The organism is Herbidospora cretacea, from assembly GCF_001570605.1.
In the GTDB taxonomy this organism is placed as follows: domain Bacteria; phylum Actinomycetota; class Actinomycetes; order Streptosporangiales; family Streptosporangiaceae; genus Herbidospora; species Herbidospora cretacea.
Genome location: NZ_BBXG01000002.1, coordinates 447,236 through 464,471 on the forward strand (window position 1 = coordinate 447,236; position 17,236 = coordinate 464,471).

The window sequence follows — 17,236 nt, forward strand, 5'->3', positions numbered from 1 at the left end:
GAGGAAGAGCGGGAACGAGCTCATCAGAGCGTCACCCCCGCCGAGTGAGCACGACGCGGACCGTTCGGCGGCCGGCGGGTGGCCGCGCGGCGCTTGGCCCGCTTGGCTCCACGCTCGCGCTTGGCGAAGGTCTCGCGTGCTCGACACTTGCGGCAGACGTCTTGTCCCAGGCCGAGGAGGGCACCGCAGACGCAGCGGTGAGGCTCGTCCGGCGAGGACGTGATCAGGTTTGTCATAGCGTGTCTCCTTCCGGTTGGTGTCGGTCGCTTGCGATACCGAGATTGCGCCGGAAGGGTGGGACGTGATCACTACACGACGGGACGTGTGCAGGACGTCCGGAATAGCATTACCGGGTCCCTGGACGTCCCTCACGATGAGCAGGTGCGATGGCCAACGAGCGACTACGAGCGGCGTTGCTTGAGCGCGGCGTGAGCATCGCCGAGCTGGCGGAGGCCATCGAGGTGGACCCCAAGACCATCGAACGATGGATCACCAAGGGTCGCGAACCGTATCGACGGCATCGCTACGCTGTGGCTTCTCATCTGGGGATGGACGAGGCGTACCTGTGGCCCAACGCTCTCACCCGTGACCAGGTGGTGGCCGCCTCGGAGAGCGAGATCGTCCGGATCTATCCGCATCGCTGGGCGGTGCCTCGGGACGAGTGGGGACGGCTGTTCGCCGAGGCGTCCTCAGAGATCGGCGTCCTCGTGTACAGCGGCCTGTTCCTGTTCGACGATCCAGGCATCATGCGGACCGTCGGGGAGAAGGCTGGCGTCGGAACTCGCGTCCGGATTCTGCTCGGCGACCCCGACAGCGAGCACGTTCGACAGAGGGGCGTAGACGAGGGCATTGACGAAGGCATGGCCGCGCGGATCAAGAACGCGCTCGTTCTTGCCCGGCCGATCAGCCGGTTGCACGGCGTTGAGATCCGCCTTCACTCGACCATTCTCTATAACTCGATCTATCGAGCTGATGAGCAGTTGCTCGTAAACACTCACGTGTACGGCGTTCCGGCCGCCCAAGCGCCGGTGATGCACCTTCGGCACGTGGCCGGGGGCGACATGGTCAGCACGTATATCGAGAGCTTCGAACGGGTCTGGGAGCAGGCCACCCCGATAGAGTCGTGATCATGTCTCGCCGGATCGACTACTACGACGACCCGGACGCGCCAGCGCCCAACAGTCTCGTCCCGTCCGTCAACGTCGTCGTGACCAACGACGCCGACGACATCCTGATGATCCGGCGTACCGACAACGACAACTGGGCCGTCCCCGGTGGGGCGATCGACCTCGGCGAGTCCCTACCTGCGGCCGGGATCCGGGAGACGTTGGAGGAGACCGGTGTCCTGTGTGAGATCACGGGACTGGTCGGCACGTACACCGATCCCAGGCATGTGATCTTCTACACCAGCAACGGAGAAGCGCGGCAGGAGTTCTCCATCGTGCTCACCGGCCGGGCCGTCAGCGGGGAGCCGACGCCGAGTGACGAGTCACGGGAGGTTCGGTGGGTGACTCGCGATGAGGTCGACGGGCTGACGATGGACCGCTCAATGCGTCTGCGGATCGGTCATTTCCTGTCCGCCGCCGGGAAGCCGCACATCGGCTAGAGCCGCGTGGACCGCCGCGACTGAGGCCAGGATGCATGGCGTTGAGGTCGTGATCGAGCGCGAGACTAGGTGGTCGGCCCCGTAGCGTGAGTGGATCTCGGCAAGCCGGTCGTGTACGTCGAGGTGCCGGCCGTCCGGGCCGGTGGTCATGTCGCAGTAGGTCAGGGCGTCAACCAGCTCGGGGCGTTCCTTGTCGAACTCGGATGTGAGTTCGTCAAACAGGGCGCGTTCGGCGGCTTCGTTGACAGCGCACGAGTGGTGGGCGACCAGGCGGCTCAGCCGGTCGTCTGCATTCGCGACGTCGCGGAGGTAGCGCGCTCCGTCCAGCGGGTGGAAGCCCGTGACGACCAGCTTGGGCGCGTACCCGATGTCGTGGAGCAGCGCAGCGGCGACGAGCAAATCAGCCTCCGACCCCAGGATCGGTGCCAGCGAGCGCGCCCGGTCGCCGACGCCCTTAGTGTGCGCCCACCGTGTCGGCAATGCCTCGGCGAGAAGGTCTTTGGCCAGGTCATATGCCCATTTGGAATGCTCCACGCCTTCACCGTACGAAGGCTTCCCTGGTTGCGGCCATGAGGGAGGACCAGACGTCCTAGGACGTCTCGCTCTCTTGGCGCCGGACGAACCAGCCCCGTCCCTGGCGCGGCTCTATCAAGCTCTCGCGCTCCAGGACGCCCAAGGCATGCCGGACGGTGTTCCGTGAGGCGGTGTATCGCTTGCAGAGCGTCGTCTCACTGGGCAGCGCCGTACCCTCGGCCAGATCGCCGCTCTCTATCGAGACGCGCAACTCTTCTGCGATGAGGCGGTACTGGTAGGGAGACTGGACCGGCGGCCGGGCGGAGACGAGACGTCCCTTGGAGGGGATCGTGACGAGCAGTTCCTCCGCCTCCAGGGCTGCCAAGGCCCGGCGTATGGTCGTGCGCGCTATCTTGAACTCCGTGCTCAAGGCGTTCTCGGAGGGCAGCCGGGACCCGGCCGGATAGACCCCGGTGGTGATCCGGTCGCGGAGGACCGCCGTGAGCTTCAGGTGAACGCGACCGCCGGTCAACCATCGCGACTTGTCCACGTGGTCGACGCTATTGGCGGTAAGCATCGGCGATTTTTGACAGGTCCGTCGAGATGTCCCCCTGTTCGCCCTCACGCCAGCCGGCGCGGGCAGCCGCTTCGATTTGGTCGGCGGCCTGGGGTATCTGCAACAGCGAAGCGCGCTCGTCTTTCTCCTCGCCCCAGTAGAACCAACGGAAGGGGAGGTGCGCGTACACCCGCCGAGGGCGGAAGCGGGCGTCCAGGACCTCCAGGGCGGCACGTCCCGTCTGGTCGACGATCAGAACCGTGATGAGCCCGCGAGGTGTCAACTCGGCCGAGAGTTTGGTTAACGCCGCCTTCTGAAGTTCCGTCTCGTGTTCTGCTTTCAGGGCATTTCTGCTCTTCATCGGTCGTGCCCCTCCGTGACGGGGTGGGTTGCCGTACCTGTCGGAAGAGCTTCCGTCGTGAGTAGGGAACCTCTACACCACGACTGAGGGACGTCTAGGGACGTCTCGTGCTAGCGTCATCGGGAGACGATGACCGGTTGGGAGATCTCTGATGAGCGAGAACCTCCGACACGCCCTGTTCCGTGCCCGCCTGCAACCTGTCGATGTGGCAGCCGCATTGGGCGTGGACCCTAAGACGGTAGACCGATGGCTCAAAGGCCGGGTTCCGTATCCGCGTCACCGCTGGGCTGTCGCGGAGCTCGTGAAGGTGAACGAGGCTGACCTCTGGCCTGATGTCATTTCGCGCGGGATGATCGCCGATGAGGTCCAGGCGGTGTATCCGCATCGGTGGGCCGTTCCTCAGGCGGAGTGGCATGAGTTGTTCGCCGCAGCGACATTCAAGATCGACATTCTGACGTACAGTGCGCTGTTCCTTGCCGAGGATGCTCGGATCCTTCGCCGGCTGTCTGAACGTGCCGGGGCGGGCGTCGAAGTCCGCATCCTCGTGGGTCACCCCGATAGCGCGCAGGCAGTTGCCAGAGGAGAGGAAGAGGGCATTGGTGGTGACGTCATGGTGGGACGCATCCGGAACGCGATTAGGCTGTTCGAGCCGCTACGAGCTGTCGAGGGGATCGAGATCCGTCAACACAAGACGACGCTCTACAACTCTCTGTACCGTGCCGATGCGGACCTGATCGTCAACATGCATGCGTATGGTGTCTCGGCGGCGGAGGCACCTGTTCTCCGGCTGACCATCAATGGCGCCGAGGGCGCAGCCTCTACCTACCTTGCGAGCTTCGAGAAGACGTGGGCTACCAGCTCGGCTGTCTGAGCGCGTCAGGCGTACGGAGAGCTTGATCCACAGCAACTTCTCTGTTCGTTATCAAGGTGGCCGCTGCGCGGCCTGCTGGGGCGGCTGCGGCTCTGCGGCCGGTCCACCCCAGCGCAGCATACGGTGTCCTAACGGCACTGTCTCCACGTTGCTCCGTCGAAGACGGGGGCGCCAACGTGTAGACCAGTATCAAAGCTGGCCGCCCGAGTTAAGCGTCCAGCGAGCAACTATGCGCGTCAGATATACTCTAATTAGTTCTTCAGCCGGAAGGCGGCCAAATGGATAAAATGCCCCGCCTCGACACTCATGTCAGCACGTTTGAAGTGCAGCAATTGGTGCATCTCGTCTGGCAAGGCCGTATACGTGTTCCTAGCTATAGTAGGCGCATTGTTTGGAGTCAAAAAGAAGTCGCCCAGCTTTTTGACTCTATAGCAAGAGGTTATCCCGTCGGAACGCTTATGTTTGCGGAGGGCCCCGGCAAAGAAGAGGATCTTCGTCTCGGCCCAATTTCAATTCATGCGCAGGCAGATAATTGGGTCTATTGGGTTATCGATGGCCAGCAGCGGCTTATCAGTTTGGCAAGCGCAATGCACACTGCCAGCCAAAACGACAGTCGGTTCTCGATCTCATACGCTCTTGAGCTCGGAAACTTCGTTCCGACGACGGTGCAACGTCACCCACTTCACCTTCCGCTGCCCGTGCTATTCGATATGAGAAGCCTCCTGCGATGGTTTAAAGAATATCCTCAGGCGGCCGACTATTTGGAAGAAGCCGTGGATATGGCTCGCCGAATCAGTGGATATCAGATGCCGGTATACGTAGTCCGTGGCAGCGATCTTCCAGTAACCGTCGAAATTTTCGAGCGCCTAAATACATCCGGAAAAAGCCTCAGTCGATCGGACCTATTCACAGCTCGGACCATCGCTGTGTCTGATGAGGACGAACCAAGACGAATAGACCTAATTGCGGAACGCATTCATGCAAGTAGGGGTTTCGGGCTGATCGATGAGAGTACCATCCATCGCGCAATTATCGCGTGTAATTCGGTCGATATATCTAAGGATCCAGAGTTCGGGCTGAATGTGTGGCCGGAAATGTATGATGAAGGGGAGGTTGCCCTGCAGAGGGCTGTCACGTTTCTGCAGAGTTATGCACATGTGCCACATATAAGCTTCCTGCCGTATCGGCAGCTACTTATAATTCTGACGCGATTTTTTTCGCGATACAAGGAAATAGAAGCTCGGGATACCGCGTTGCTTAGTAGGTGGGTGTGGAGAGCTGCATCGGCCGGTTCCGAATTGTTTCCCTATGCCAATAACTTTATGCTTCGCGATATACTCTCAATGATTGACGGTGTTGGCGCTTCCGTTAATATCCAGTACCTTCTTTCGGGAGCTCCTCCGTGGCGTAATCGAACTCGAGAGTCTTCACTGTCTAGGCGAGATTCGCCGCGAACGCGTATCATGCTTTGTTCATGGTGGTATAGGCGCCCCAGAAACCTGTGGACAGGAAGCGAATTTTCGTTGATTGATCTGTCGGAATCGCTTGGAGATGCAAATACCGCAGACCCGGCACTTCCGCGAATCGTTCGTACTTCGGGGACCCCTAAAAGTCTGCTAGCTAATCGATTGTTGCATCCAAGTCGCGAACGGCCGGATGAGTCGATTAGAGACGCTCTTATAAATCTTCCCGTCAGATTCGGTCTCGACGAGTTGGCTGAAATCGCCCGCTCTCATGCGCTTTCCAGTCGAGAGATTGGCCTTCTTGCTAAACGAGACGATGGACGTTTTATCGAGCTGCGGCAAGAGCATATCCAGAACGACTGCGAGGTTTTTATAGATCGAGTGTGTGGTTGGGGATTCGAAGACACCCCACCATTGTCCTCGTTGATATTTGACGAAGGAGATGACGATGACACTGATTGAGAAGCGCTACGGGGTGTGGCTTGGAACTCGGCGGGTTGGAATACTCCATCAGCGTGGTGACTACACTTGGTTCACAATAGAGAATGAATATCGGGAAGACCCTTCTAGGCCTGTTTTGGGCCTTCAATTCGAAGAGGATCTTGACGCGCGCCACGCATCTGCCTTGCGCTTGCCGGCTTGGTTCTCGAATTTGTTGCCTGAAGGTGTCTTGAGAGAGTGGATCGCCGATGATCGTGGAGTATCGGTCGATCGTGAAATGGAGCTCCTTGCCCAGGTCGGCCATGACCTGCCGGGTGCTGTCCGAGTGTTGCCCGAAGGAGAAGCGCCAGACTCGGGAGAATGGGATCCCTCTCTACATGTCAAGCCGGAGGAGCCCGCAGGGCAAAATCATGACTGGAGATTCTCCCTCGCAGGAGTCGCCCTTAAGTTCTCAATGCTCTCTGTAGGCGATCGTCTCACGCTCCCAGCGTACGGAGACCGTGGCGACTGGATTGTTAAACTGCCTGACACGACGTATCCCGATGTCCCGCGCAATGAATATGCGATGATGTCACTAGCCTCGGCGGTCGGAATCGATGTGCCGGAGGTAAGGCTCGTTCATAGAGATCAGGTTGAGCGCCTTCCAGAACATATTTGGCCTGCCACAGAGGAATGGGCGTACGCAATTCGACGGTTCGATCGGGATGAAGATCGGAACCTGATCCACATCGAGGATCTGGCACAAGTGCGTGGTTTCTATCCTCATCAGAAATATCGGGGAAATTTTGAGACGATAGCCTCACTTATCTATCGTGGCCGCGACCGGAAAGCGCTCAGAGAGTTTGCGCGCAGACTTGCATTCAGCATCTTGATCTCCAATGGAGATGCGCATCTCAAAAATTGGTCGCTAGTATATTTCGATCAACGGGTTCCCACACTGGCACCTGCTTACGACCTCGTTTCCACCGCAGGATACCGCTCGGATGGGGCTCCAGAAGACCTAGGACTCAAATTTGCTGGGTCTAAACGCTTCGTGAACGCAAGCATAGATGCGTTTGATCACCTGGAAGAGAAGCTCCATGCTCATGGTGCGTTCTTGTCCGATGTAGTAGCGGAGACCATCAACAGGGTGCAATCGGCCTGGCCGGGTATCGCCCATCATCTATCAGCCAATCCGATTATCCGGCGAGCTGTTGACCGAAGTATAGAAGCGCATAGCAAGACTCTAAGTAGGCGCTTGAAGTAGATTGGTATCCGCTTTTTATTGAAAGACTTTGAGTATCCGCAGCCTTAACTGCGCAGGAGTAGCTAGCCTCTGAGAGCGTGTTTGAGAAGTGGTGGTACCAGGCGATAGGGGCCGGAGTGTCGCCTGGTCGTCCGGCGCACGGGTCCCGCAACGTGGCGGGATGCCCCGAGAACGCCGTTACCCCTCTGACCTGACCGATGCTCAATGGGCGCTGATCGAACCTCTGTTACCCGCGCCGAGTACCGGTGGGCGGCCGGAGAAGCACCCACGCCGTGACATCGTCGACGCGATCCTGTACGTGGTGCGGACCGGCTGCGCCTGGCGGCAGCTCCCCTTCGACTTCCCGCCCTGGCAGACCGTGTACTGGTACTTCGCCGCCTGGGAGGAAGCCAAGGTCACCGACCAGATCATGGCCGTCCTGCGGCGCCGGGTCCGCGCCGGGCAGGGCCGTGCCGAGGAACCCACCGCGGGCATCATCGACTCCCAGAGCGTCAAGGGCGCCGACACCGTCGGCCGGGACAGCCGCGGCTATGACGCCGGCAAGAAGATCAACGGCCGCAAGCGATTCATCGCCACCGACACGCTCGGACTCCTGCTGGTCGTGTGCGTGATGGCAGCCTCCGTCCAAGACCGGGACGGAGCCAAGACCACCCTGCTCAGCCTGTACCTGCTCACCCCGGTCCGGCACGTGTTCGCCGACGCCGGCTTCGCCGGGGCCCTGGTCGGCTGGGCGGAACGGATCCTGCGCACCGTGCTGCACATCGTCCGCAAGGCGCCAGGCCAGATCGGATTCGCCGTGATCGAACGACGCTGGGTCGTCGAACGATCCCTGGCCTGGCTCACCGCCCACCGCCGTCTGGCCCGTGACTACGAGCGACGGCCCGCCATCGCCGAGGCCATGATCCGCTGGGCCGCGATCAGCGGAATGACCCGCCGACTCACCCGAGGCCAAGCCGCAATCCGGCAGCAGCGGTACGTCATCACCTGATCGGCGAATCAGCCCTTCTCAAACACGTTCTGAGGGCTGTGGTTCCTCACGGTTTGAACCGCAAGCAGTCGATGGCCTCTGAGCGATATTTCGATGTAGCTCTGATGTTGCCCACCGGCTTTTACAGCGGTTCCAGCGAGCTCGAAGCGGGGGCTTCCCAGCCCCCAGCCCCCCGTGAGCCGGAGCACTCGTCCACGCGATTCCCTCTGTCACGATGTCTCGCCGTTCGCGTGAACGAGCACTTCGGAGCGTGCGCGGGGAGTGAGGATCTTGCTAACACTGCTGCTAACAACAGCTGTACACCTTCATGGACGCACGGAGACGCTCAAGACGTTCCGGCGCTGCTTAGAAGATAGGCGTGGACCTCTGGGGATACCTCTGGTCTGACTCGTAATGCGTAGGTCTGGGGTTCGATTCCCCAAGGCGGCTCTTTCGGAACGGCCCGTGGTTGACGCCCCTTCGGGGCGGTTTTCACGGGCCGTTCCTCGTTTCTACGGGGGGCGACCCCCGGACCCCCGATACGAGAGGGCTGCGCCCCCTCGCGCTCCCCCTGGCCGCTTCGCGTCCTTGCATCGCTGGCGCTCTGGGTCGCTGCGCTCCTGGCGAAGGGCTTCGCCCCTCGCGCTCCCTGATATGGCCTCGCTTCGCTCGGGCTGCGCTCGCTTCGCTCGGGCTGCGCTCGCTTCGCTCGGGCTGCGCTCGCTTCGCTCGGGCTGCGCTCGCTTCGCTCGGGCTGCGCTCGCTTCGCTCGGTTTTGATCTTGGGCGGGCCCGCTTTTACTTCAACGTCAGCGCAGGAGGTGTCCTTGATGGACGACTCAGCTCCACCCCGCACACCACCGGCCCATAGATCGGCAGCCGGCGCCGAGGCCGCCGCATTGGTCGGGGTGAGGGACGGCCCGGCGCCAGCTTCCTCCCTGTCACGGCAGGGCCAGGCGTAGCACGCGCTTCCACACCGAAGCCACCTGCCGCAAAAGGGAATCGGACGTGTAGGCCAGCCCGTATCGCTCGCACAGGGCCCGGACCTGGGGCGCGATCTCGGCGTAGCGGTTGCTGGGCAGGTCGGGGAACAGGTGGTGCTCGATCTGGTGGCCCAGGTTGCCGCTCATGAGGTGGAACAGGCGGCCGCCGTCGATGTTGCAGGAGCCTTGAAGCTGGCGGAGATACCACTCGCCCCGGGTCTCGCCGTCGAGCCGGTCCTCGGTGAAGACCTCGGCGCCGTCGGGGAAGTGACCGCAGAAGATGATGGCGTGCGCCCACACGTTGCGGGTCATGTTCGCGGTCAGGTTGGCCAACAGTACGGGCAGGAAGGCCGGTCCGGCCAGCAGCGGGAAGGCGACGTAGTCCTTGACGATCTGGCGTCGGACCTTGCGAGCGACCATCCGCAACTGGGCCAGCACCTCCACCGCGCTCTTCTCCCCGGACGGGACGCGTTCGAGTTCCAGGTCGTAGATCGCGATGCCGTATTCGAAGAACAGCGCCAGCAGCGCGTTGTAGAACGGCTGGGCGAGGTAGACCGGATGCCAGTCCTGCTCGGGGGTGACGCGCAGCGCCGAGTAGCCGAGGTCCCGGTCCTTGCCGAGCACGTTGGTCCAGGTGTGATGGACGAAGTTGTGCGAGTGCTTCCACATCTCGGCCGGGCAGACCAGGTCCCACTCCCAGGTGGTGGAGTGGATCTTCGGGTCACGCATCCAGTCCCACTGCCCGTGCAGGACGTTGTGGCCGATCTCCATGTTCTCCAGGATCTTCGCGGCGGCCAGCGCCGCCGTGCCGGCGATCCAGGCGGGTGGCAGCCAGGAGGCGAGCAGCACTACCCGGCCGCCCAGTTCCAGCATGCGCTGGGCGGCGATGACGTCGCGGATGTAGCGGGCGTCGCGGTCACCGAGGTCGGCGAGGATCTCCTCCCGGATCTTGTCCAGCTCGCGGCCGAACTTCTCGAGGTCGGCCGGGTTGAGGTGTGACGTGCTGGTCATTCAAAGCTCCAGTTCGACGGGGCCGACTGCGGCTGACACGCAGGTCTGGATCAGGTCGCCGGGTTCGCCGTGGACCAGGCCGGTGCGCAGGTCACGCACCAGGCCGGAGCGCAGGGGCGCCACGCAGCTGTGGCAGACGCCCATGCGGCAGCCGCTGGGCATGAGGACTCCCGCGTCCTCGCCGACATTCAGCAGCGGCGTCGTGCCGTCGGCGCCGGTCTCGCGGCCGGTCGTGGTGAAGCGCACCCGACCTCCCGTCGCGCCGTCGGCCGGGCGGAGGGTCTCGGTGAAGCGTTCGACGTGCAGGTTCTGCGCCGGGCCTGGCCACTCGGCCGCGAGGTCGTCGAGCATCCCGGTCGGCCCGCAGGCCCAGACCGCGCGCCCCGTCCAGTCCGGGCAGAGATCGGCCAGGTCGGCCGGTCCGAGCCGTCCCACGCTCCGCGTGTGCCGTTCATGCAGTTCCATGTACGGTGACCGCGCGGCCAGCCGCCGGAGCCGGTCGCCGAAGATGACGTCCTGTGGCGTGGGCGCCGAATGGATCAGCACCACGTCGGGCGGGATCTCGTCCGACAGCAGGCCGCCCAGCATGGCCATCACGGGGGTGATGCCGCTGCCGGCGGTCAGGAACAGCAGGCGTGGCGGTGGCGGCTCGGGGATGACGAAGGTGCCGTCCGGTCCGGCCAGCCTGACGATCGTCCCGGGGACGGTATGTCGGGCCAGGTGGCGTGAGACGATTCCGTCCGGGTCGGCCTTGACGGTGATCGTGATGCAGCCGTCCGGCCGGTGCGGGGGTGATGACAGGGAGTAGGTCCGCCAGTGCCGCCGCCCGTGGACGTCGACGCCGATCCGGGCCCATTGACCTGGCCGGTGGGGCCGCCAGCCGCGTCCGGGGCGGATCACCAGGGTGACTGCGTCGGCCGTCTCCGGGTGAAGGCGCTCGACCCGGCCGCGCAGTTCCCCGGCGGGCCAGAGCGGGTGCAGCAGGCCCAGGTAGTCGTCGGGCGACAACGGTGTCGACAGCCACCGGCCGGCCTCGGCCAGCGACCGCAGAATCCACGGCAAGGTGACGGTCATGACGCGGTGATCGCCCTTCCAGGTGCGGTGGATTCCGGTGGTCGCGTCCGGATCATTCCCGCCGGTCGATCAAGGGGTTGCCACCGCTTCATCTGTAACCCGTACATTCAGGGTGGGCCCGGTTTTCGCTGAATTCGATAACGGCGGCGATTTCGGTGATGGCATTCATCCCATGAGGCCGGGAAAATAGCGTATAATAGAAATTACCGAGGATATTTCGTGCGTTGGCATTCAGGTTGGCGCCACCCGCGGCGATGCATGCTTCCGGCCCGTGGTCAGGGCCCGACAGGCCAGGCACGATGACGACAGCGCTCCTTTCCGACCTCAGGATCAGCCTGAATCCCCGCCTCGATCGCAGGGGGACCGTCGACGGGGCGTGGTGGCCCGGCACCCGGGACGCCGCGGCCGAACTGCCCGCTCTCGTCTCCGCCGTCGATCAGCGCATCGGCAGGCCCGTTCTGCGCGTGGGCCTGTACAGGGAGGCGTGGGACGACATTCCGCACCGCTTCCCGGCCCCCGGTCGCCAGGTCAAGGTCGGCTGGTTCCTGAGCGGTGACCCACACCTGATCATCCTGAGTTTCGCGGGACCCGAGCCCGTCACCCTGCTCGTGATCCCCGCCGACACCCCGCGCGACGTGGCCGTAGCCGCGCTCGCGGTCGCCGCCGCCGGGACGATCGGTGTCCGGCCCGCTGACATCCTCGCGGGTCCCGAGCCCCTGCGACCCGCCGCCTGACCTGAAAAGTCGCGCTCAGGTGGCACGATGGGCAGCGGAGGGTGATGGAAAAGCAGCGGACGGCACGAGTGTGGGGTCTGATCTTCGCCCATGCCCGCGCGGACGGCCTGCCGATCTCCATCGACACCATCTGTCACGCGTGTGCCGACGCTTTCGGCGCCGCAGGGGTGACGATCGCCCTCACCGGAGACCTGGCGGGGTATGAGCCGGTCTCGGTGACGGGCCCGGCCGCCCACCGGCTCGCCGACCTTCAGGTCACCCTGGGCGAAGGACCGGGCCCGGCCGCGCTGGCCGACCGGCGCACGGTCCTGGTGCCTGAGGTAGACAGGTCGGAGACCGCCACGCGGTGGCCGGTCTTCGCCCCGGCGGCCGTCAAGGCGGGCCTCCGGTCGGTGCATGTCTTCCCGCTGCTGCTGGGGGCGATCGCGGTCGGCGTGCTGGAGATCAGCCACACGGTCACCCGGCTGCTGACACCCGACGAGATCGGCGACGCGCTGATCTTCGCCGACGCCGCCCTGCTGATCCAGACCCATCAGCTCGTCAACCCCGACGCCGGGCCGACGGACCTGCAACTCGGGCAGGTGGAACGGTGGGCGGAGGTACACCAGGCGACCGGCATGGTAGCCGCCCAGATCGACGCCGACCTGACCACCGCGTTCGTCCGGCTCCGCGCCCACGCCTATGTCGCCGGCCGCAGCCTGCGTGAGGTGGCGCACGACGTGGTGGCCCGGACGCTGCGGCTGGAACCGTGGACGCCCAACCTAGAGAGTGAGGACTGAGGCAGGTGACGGAGATGCTCTATCGAAGAACGGCTCAGGTTTTCGTCGAACTGGCCGACACGCTGGTGGCCGGTTTCGACGTCATCGACTTCCTTCAGTCGCTGGCCGAACGGGCCGTCGAGATCTTCGATGTGGACGCCGCCGGGATCGTCCTGGCCGATCCGCGCGGGACCCTCACGCTGGTGGCCGCCTCCAGTGAGGAGGTGCGTCTGCTGGAACTGTTCCAGTTGCAGGAGGAGGAGGGCCCCTGTCTCGACTGCTATCGCAGTGGTGTGGCCGTGACCTGCGCCGATCTGTCGGCCGACCCGTCGCAGTGGCCGAGGTTCTCGGCCGCCGCGCGTGAGCTCGGCTTCTCCGCGGTCCACGCCTTCCCGCTGCGGCTGCGCGACCAAGTGCTCGGCGCGATCGGCCTGTTCAACGCCGCTCCGCGTGAGCTGCCGGAGGACACCACCACCGTGGCCCAGGCGCTCGCCGACGTGGCCACCATCGGCATCCTAAACGAACGCACCCTGCGCGAGCAGCAGGTGGTCACCGAGCAGCTCCATTTCGCGCTCAACAGCCGGGTGCTCCTCGAACAGGCCAAGGGCATGCTCGCCGAACGCGCGCAGATCGACGTCGGCCAGGCCTTCACCGCCCTGCGCAAATACGCCCGCGACCACAACAGGACGCTGTCCTCCGTCGCCCGGGAACTGATCGACAACCGAACAGGAATGACCGACCTCATCGCCGCGGCGAAGCTGATCACTTAGGGGGCCAGGCTCTCCCGGACGCCGGATTCACGCATCGCCAGGCCGATGTCGATGGCGTAGGGCCCCAGCGTGGGCCAGCCGGTGCGGGTGAGGACCCGGTGCAGCCATTCGGACACCACGACGACCTGCACGAGTTCTTTTCTCCGCGCGATGTCCAGGGCGCGCAGGCTCTCCACGTCGATGAACTTGAGGCCGCCCAGGTCGAGACAGGCGGGCCCGCCGTCCCGCCGCACGGCCGACAGCGCCGCCATCACCGTGATCATGCCCCGGTAGTCCAGCTCACCGTCCACTCGGACACCGGGAAGAGCGGTCAGGGGAGTGATGCGCATGGTGTCGTCGTGGTAATTGAGGAGAGACGCCCTGATGTCCATATCCCGTCCTTCGCATGCAGGAAGACCGAGCCGCGGGGACTGGACGGCGTGAACGGCATCGCGGATCCGCCCCGATTGACGGCGCGACGCATTTCAGTAATCAGAGTATGTGTCACATGGGGTCAAATAGCTCTTACTCATCCCAATTATCTGCAATCACCACGGGGCAGGCGTACACAGAAGCAGGCGCCGCCCTGGTCGCGCGGCTCGAAGTAGGCGTCGCCGCCGTTGGCCCGGGCCAGGCTCCGGACGATCCACAGGCCCAGCCCCGACCCTTTGGTCTCCCGCCGGCTGCGTGATTCCCGGCTGAACCGCTCGAACAGGCTCGGACGGAACGCCTCGGGTACGCCGGGCCCGTGGTCGCACACCCGGATCTCCACGTCGCCAGCCCGCTTCGCCACGTGGATCTCGAACGGCGGGGCTCCGTAACGGAAGGCGTTCTCCAGGTAGTTGATCAGCATTTCGGACAGTTCGCTCCGGTCTGACAGCACCCGGATGTGGGGGTCGCAGAAGACGTTCACGTTGGGGCGGTCGGCGAACTCGGCGAGCCGTTCCAGGATCACTTCCAGGACCGTCACCGGCTCCATCGCTACCCGGACGGCCTGTGCGTCGATCTTCGCCACGGTGAGGAGCTTCTTGACCAGCGTCTGGAGGCGGGTCGTGCGATCGGCGATCTGGTCGAGGACGTCGGCGCGCTCCTGATCGGTGAAGTGCTCCTCGGGCTCTCGGAGCATGTCGACCAGCATGCCGATCCCCGTCAGGGGGTTGCGGACCTCGTGGGCGACCACGGCGATCACCATGCTGTGGCGTTCGAGTTCGGCCTCCAACTCCTGTTCGGCCTCGTGCCGGATGGTGACGTCGCGCAGCGCGGCGACGTACAGGGGCTCGCCGAGCACGGTCGCGGTGGTGGCGCGCATCTCGACCACCCGGGTCCGGCCGCCGGGCAGCACCAGGTCGATCTCGGTCGACTCGCCGTTGACGACCGGGTAGCCGAACGGGGTGCCGATGAGGTCGTCCGCCGCACGGCCGAGCAGTTCCTCGGCGGCGGGGTTGCAGATCCGGATCAGACCCGCCTCGTCGACGGCGATGATCCCGTCGGCCAGCGCGGCCATGACCCCGGCGTCGCGTGAGTGTGGCCCGCCCATCAGTCCTCCGGATCGCGTGGCAGTACGGGGGTGTCGGGGAGCAGGTGGAGGATCTCGGGAAAAGGGTCGCCGATGTGCATGCCGTCGCCGTCGATGGTGACCTCGCGGATGGCGTGGTCGTGAGCCGAGCCGCGCGTCTGCAGGACGGCGATGGCCCGCCGGACCTCTCCCGGCCCCTCGACGTCCCGCAGCACGAGCGTCACGTCGGCGATACTGGCCGTCTCCATGATCGGTGTGGTGGACCCACTGGTCGGCGCGGAGGTGAACAGTGTGGTGATCTCGCGCTGCCGGACGACCCCGCCGAGCGCGACGACGATGTCCAGCAGCGTTCGCGGCGTCGCTCTGCGCTCCAGCGCGGACAGGCCGTCGATGACGAGCCGGGCGGGTGCGAACTCGGCGATGTCCCGTCTGATGCGCAGGAAGTGGTCTTCCACCGAGGCCACCTCCGGGTACGTCGCGGTCACCCTGAGCAGCCCCGACGCCTCCATCACGTCCAGGTCGAGATCCCAGCCCGCGGCGTCGCGGCCGAGTTGCCCGCGCGTCACGTCAAAGGCGTGGAACAGGCAGCGCTCCCCGGCCCGGTAGGCCGCGTCGGCGAACTGCAGCGCCGTCAGGGTCTTGCCGCCGCCGTAGGACCCGATGAGCAGGACGACCGCGTCCCGGAAGACACCGCCGCCGACCATCGCGTCGAGTTCGGCGTTGCCGGTGGACACGCGCTCGCGGGAGGCCCGGTCGCGCGGCGCGAGGAACGCGACCGGGATGATGACCAGGCCGTCTTCCGGGTCGATGGTGAACAGCCACTCGCCGGTCCGGTGGGTGGTGCCCCGGAACTTGACGATCTCGATCGTCCGGTGCCGCCGTTCGTCCCGCATGACGCTCCGCAGGATCACCACGTTGTCGAACACGAACTCCTCGACGCCCTGGCGGGTGACGCCGTTGTAGTCGGCGTCGCGTTCGGTGGTCAGGACCGAGGTGACCCCGAGGGAATCCAGGAGCCGGGCGAGCCGATAGAGCTCGCGGCGCACGAGATCCTGGTCGGCGAACCGGGTGAAGACCGAGCCGAGCGAATCCAGGGACACGCGCCTGGCGCCGATGCGCCGCACGGCGTGCTCGATGCGGGCCATGAGTGCGCCCAGGTCGTAGGTCCCGACGGTGGGCGTCTGCTCGCCGGCCTCCAGTGAGGCGTCGACGAACATCCACGTGCCGTCGGCCTCCCAGGTCTCCATGTCGAAGCCCAAAGAGTGCGCGTTGCGGCGGAGGGCGTCGGGGGTCTCGTCGAAGGTGACGTACACCCCGGGGTCGCCGAAGCCGGTGATTCCCCTGGCCAGGAACTCCATGGAGAAGAGGGTCTTGCCGCTGCCGGTCGTCCCGGCGACGAGGGTGGGCCGGCCGGTCGGCAGCCCGCCGATCGCGATGTCGTCGAAGCCGCTGATGCCGGTCGCGGTCCGTTCGACTCCGGCGCCGCGCGTCATAGCGTCTGCCCTTCAGGGGCCGGCCCGTCCACCTCGGGGATGCCGAGCAGGAAGGCGGCCTTGGCGCGATCGGACAGGTCTCCGATGACCCGGTAGCCGGGGAGCGGGCTGGTCCTGATCACGATCGGGGTGGCCAGGACGCGTTCCTCCTCGGCGAGATCCGGCTGTTCGGTGGCGTCGACGACCTCGATCTCGTGGCAGCCGGGAAGGTAGAAGTCACACAGGGCCCGCAGGTTCTCCTCGGCGGCCTGCGACCGCCGGGTGTGCCCGGCCACGTACATCCTGAACGAGTAGTTCGCCATCGGCGTTCAATGCCGCCCCGGCGTCGGGAATCCGGCTTCCACGACTTCCCATCCTGACCTACTGTCATATGTCTAGCGGAGATCAGTGGGTGCCATCCGGGCTTCGGTGGAAGCCCGGGACGGCACCTTCGGTGCGGGAACGCGTCAGCCCGTTGTCCGGAAACCGCCTGCGGACGGCACGGGAGCGGGGGCGAGCGGAACGTCGCCGTAGGCGTCGCCCGGGTTCCGGTAGTCGTCGAGGAAACCGTCGTTCCCGGGGTACTCGCGGTCACCGTCATGGCCGCGGCCACCGAAGTCGCCAAGGTCCCCGAGGTCGCCGGAGTCACCCCGGTCGCCCTCACCGCCGAAGTCGCCTTCGTCGCCCAGGTCGCCCTCATCCCCGAGGTCTTCGCCGAGATCGCCCTCGCCCTCGTCCTCGTCGTCTCCGTTGTCGTCGGGCGGAGTCGGCGTGAAGGTCGGTGTGGCTGTCGGCGTGGGCGTCGGAGTTGGGGTCGGTGTCGGTGTGGGCGTCGGTGTCGGTGTGGGTGTGGGCGTCGGGGTGGGCGTCGGTGTCGGTGTGGGTGTGGGCGTCGGGGTGGGCGTCGGAGTCGGGG

At 64.9% G+C, this 17,236-nt stretch carries 21 protein-coding genes; 9 read left to right on the forward strand and 12 right to left on the reverse strand.

The genetic code is table 11. The features are described from left to right. Positions 1 to 23: 23 nt before the first annotated feature. Complete coding sequence (locus tag AW270_RS38475; protein WP_157521694.1) at positions 24 to 236, reverse strand: hypothetical protein; 213 nt, start codon at positions 234 to 236, stop codon at positions 24 to 26. 150 nt (positions 237 to 386) lie between these two features. On the opposite strand from AW270_RS38475, the gene AW270_RS04700 reads away from it, so the two are divergent. Both AW270_RS04700 and AW270_RS04705 read left to right on the forward strand, forming a co-directional pair. After that, positions 387 to 1,127: a DUF5919 domain-containing protein gene (locus AW270_RS04700; RefSeq protein ID WP_061290969.1), complete on the forward strand. Its 741-nt coding sequence runs from the start codon at positions 387 to 389 to the stop codon at positions 1,125 to 1,127. Between the two features lie 2 nt (positions 1,128 to 1,129). Continuing rightward, a complete protein-coding gene (locus AW270_RS04705; RefSeq protein WP_061291462.1) occupies positions 1,130 to 1,606 on the forward strand; it encodes an NUDIX hydrolase in 477 nt (158 codons plus the stop codon). Here the strand turns inward: AW270_RS04705 and AW270_RS04710 are convergent. From AW270_RS04710 to AW270_RS04720, 3 genes are read right to left on the reverse strand one after another with little or no spacing between them, the layout of a single operon-like run. After that, on the reverse strand, positions 1,547 to 2,140 hold the full coding sequence (locus AW270_RS04710; RefSeq protein WP_061290971.1) for an HD domain-containing protein: 594 nt from the start codon (positions 2,138 to 2,140) through the stop codon (positions 1,547 to 1,549). The two genes, AW270_RS04705 and AW270_RS04710, sit on opposite strands and share 60 nt — an antisense overlap. A 55-nt stretch (positions 2,141 to 2,195) precedes the next feature. Then, a complete protein-coding gene (locus AW270_RS04715; protein ID WP_245674568.1) occupies positions 2,196 to 2,669 on the reverse strand; it encodes a GntR family transcriptional regulator in 474 nt (157 codons plus the stop codon). Between the two features lie 10 nt (positions 2,670 to 2,679). Continuing rightward, entirely contained in the window at positions 2,680 to 3,036 is a 357-nt protein-coding gene (locus tag AW270_RS04720) for a hypothetical protein (RefSeq protein ID WP_061290975.1), read from the reverse strand. Positions 3,037 to 3,187: 151 nt separating this feature from the next. Between AW270_RS04720 and AW270_RS04725 the strand changes: the two genes are divergently transcribed. From AW270_RS04725 to AW270_RS04730, 4 genes are all read left to right on the forward strand, one after another. Continuing rightward, a complete protein-coding gene (locus tag AW270_RS04725) occupies positions 3,188 to 3,907 on the forward strand; it encodes a hypothetical protein (RefSeq protein ID WP_061290977.1) in 720 nt (239 codons plus the stop codon). A gap of 278 nt (positions 3,908 to 4,185) precedes the next feature. After that, on the forward strand, positions 4,186 to 5,832 hold the full coding sequence (locus tag AW270_RS37490) for a DUF262 domain-containing protein (RefSeq protein ID WP_082801297.1): 1,647 nt from the start codon (positions 4,186 to 4,188) through the stop codon (positions 5,830 to 5,832). After that, positions 5,819 to 7,057: a type II toxin-antitoxin system HipA family toxin gene (locus tag AW270_RS37495; protein ID WP_082801298.1), complete on the forward strand. Its 1,239-nt coding sequence runs from the start codon at positions 5,819 to 5,821 to the stop codon at positions 7,055 to 7,057. Before AW270_RS37490 ends, AW270_RS37495 begins: the two co-directional genes overlap by 14 nt. 160 nt (positions 7,058 to 7,217) lie before the next feature. Further along, the gene (locus tag AW270_RS04730) at positions 7,218 to 8,045 is read left to right on the forward strand and encodes an IS5 family transposase (protein ID WP_061290979.1); all 828 of its coding nucleotides are present in this window, start codon (positions 7,218 to 7,220) and stop codon (positions 8,043 to 8,045) included. A 919-nt stretch (positions 8,046 to 8,964) separates the two neighbouring features. Here the strand turns inward: AW270_RS04730 and AW270_RS04735 are convergent. The 3 genes from AW270_RS04735 to AW270_RS38480 form a co-directional block, all read right to left on the reverse strand. After that, a complete protein-coding gene (locus AW270_RS04735) occupies positions 8,965 to 10,017 on the reverse strand; it encodes a fatty acid desaturase family protein (RefSeq protein ID WP_061290981.1) in 1,053 nt (350 codons plus the stop codon). Next, positions 10,018 to 11,091 (reverse strand): ferredoxin reductase, encoded by a 1,074-nt coding sequence (locus AW270_RS04740; RefSeq protein ID WP_061290983.1) that lies wholly within the window; start codon positions 11,089 to 11,091, stop codon positions 10,018 to 10,020. An 88-nt stretch (positions 11,092 to 11,179) separates the two neighbouring features. Then, positions 11,180 to 11,389 carry a hypothetical protein gene (locus AW270_RS38480; RefSeq protein WP_157521695.1) on the reverse strand — a complete coding sequence of 70 codons (210 nt, stop codon included), beginning with the start codon at positions 11,387 to 11,389 and terminating at the stop codon, positions 11,180 to 11,182. 1 nt (position 11,390) lies between these two features. On the opposite strand from AW270_RS38480, the gene AW270_RS04745 reads away from it, so the two are divergent. From AW270_RS04745 to AW270_RS04755, 3 genes are read left to right on the forward strand one after another with little or no spacing between them, the layout of a single operon-like run. Continuing rightward, positions 11,391 to 11,825, forward strand: coding sequence for a DUF5994 family protein (locus tag AW270_RS04745; RefSeq protein WP_061290985.1), 435 nt, complete (start codon positions 11,391 to 11,393; stop codon positions 11,823 to 11,825). 44 nt (positions 11,826 to 11,869) lie between these two features. After that, complete coding sequence (locus tag AW270_RS04750; RefSeq protein WP_157521696.1) at positions 11,870 to 12,604, forward strand: ANTAR domain-containing protein; 735 nt, start codon at positions 11,870 to 11,872, stop codon at positions 12,602 to 12,604. Between the two features lie 14 nt (positions 12,605 to 12,618). After that, complete coding sequence (locus AW270_RS04755) at positions 12,619 to 13,353, forward strand: GAF and ANTAR domain-containing protein (protein ID WP_061291464.1); 735 nt, start codon at positions 12,619 to 12,621, stop codon at positions 13,351 to 13,353. Here the strand turns inward: AW270_RS04755 and AW270_RS04760 are convergent. The 5 genes from AW270_RS04760 to AW270_RS39415 all read right to left on the reverse strand — a co-directional run. Continuing rightward, the gene (locus AW270_RS04760) at positions 13,350 to 13,724 is read right to left on the reverse strand and encodes an STAS domain-containing protein (RefSeq protein WP_061290989.1); all 375 of its coding nucleotides are present in this window, start codon (positions 13,722 to 13,724) and stop codon (positions 13,350 to 13,352) included. The two genes, AW270_RS04755 and AW270_RS04760, sit on opposite strands and share 4 nt — an antisense overlap. A gap of 146 nt (positions 13,725 to 13,870) precedes the next feature. After that, entirely contained in the window at positions 13,871 to 14,869 is a 999-nt protein-coding gene (locus AW270_RS04765; RefSeq protein WP_061290991.1) for a sensor histidine kinase, read from the reverse strand. Further along, positions 14,869 to 16,341 (reverse strand): circadian clock protein KaiC, encoded by a 1,473-nt coding sequence (gene kaiC, locus AW270_RS04770; RefSeq protein ID WP_061290993.1) that lies wholly within the window; start codon positions 16,339 to 16,341, stop codon positions 14,869 to 14,871. Before kaiC ends, AW270_RS04765 begins: the two co-directional genes overlap by 1 nt. Continuing rightward, on the reverse strand, positions 16,338 to 16,643 hold the full coding sequence (locus AW270_RS04775; RefSeq protein WP_061290995.1) for a circadian clock KaiB family protein: 306 nt from the start codon (positions 16,641 to 16,643) through the stop codon (positions 16,338 to 16,340). The genes kaiC and AW270_RS04775 overlap by 4 nt, the downstream gene beginning before the upstream one ends. 144 nt (positions 16,644 to 16,787) lie before the next feature. Continuing rightward, positions 16,788 to 17,236: hypothetical protein (locus AW270_RS39415; RefSeq protein WP_218009084.1), on the reverse strand; the 449-nt coding region annotated here is incomplete at its 5' end.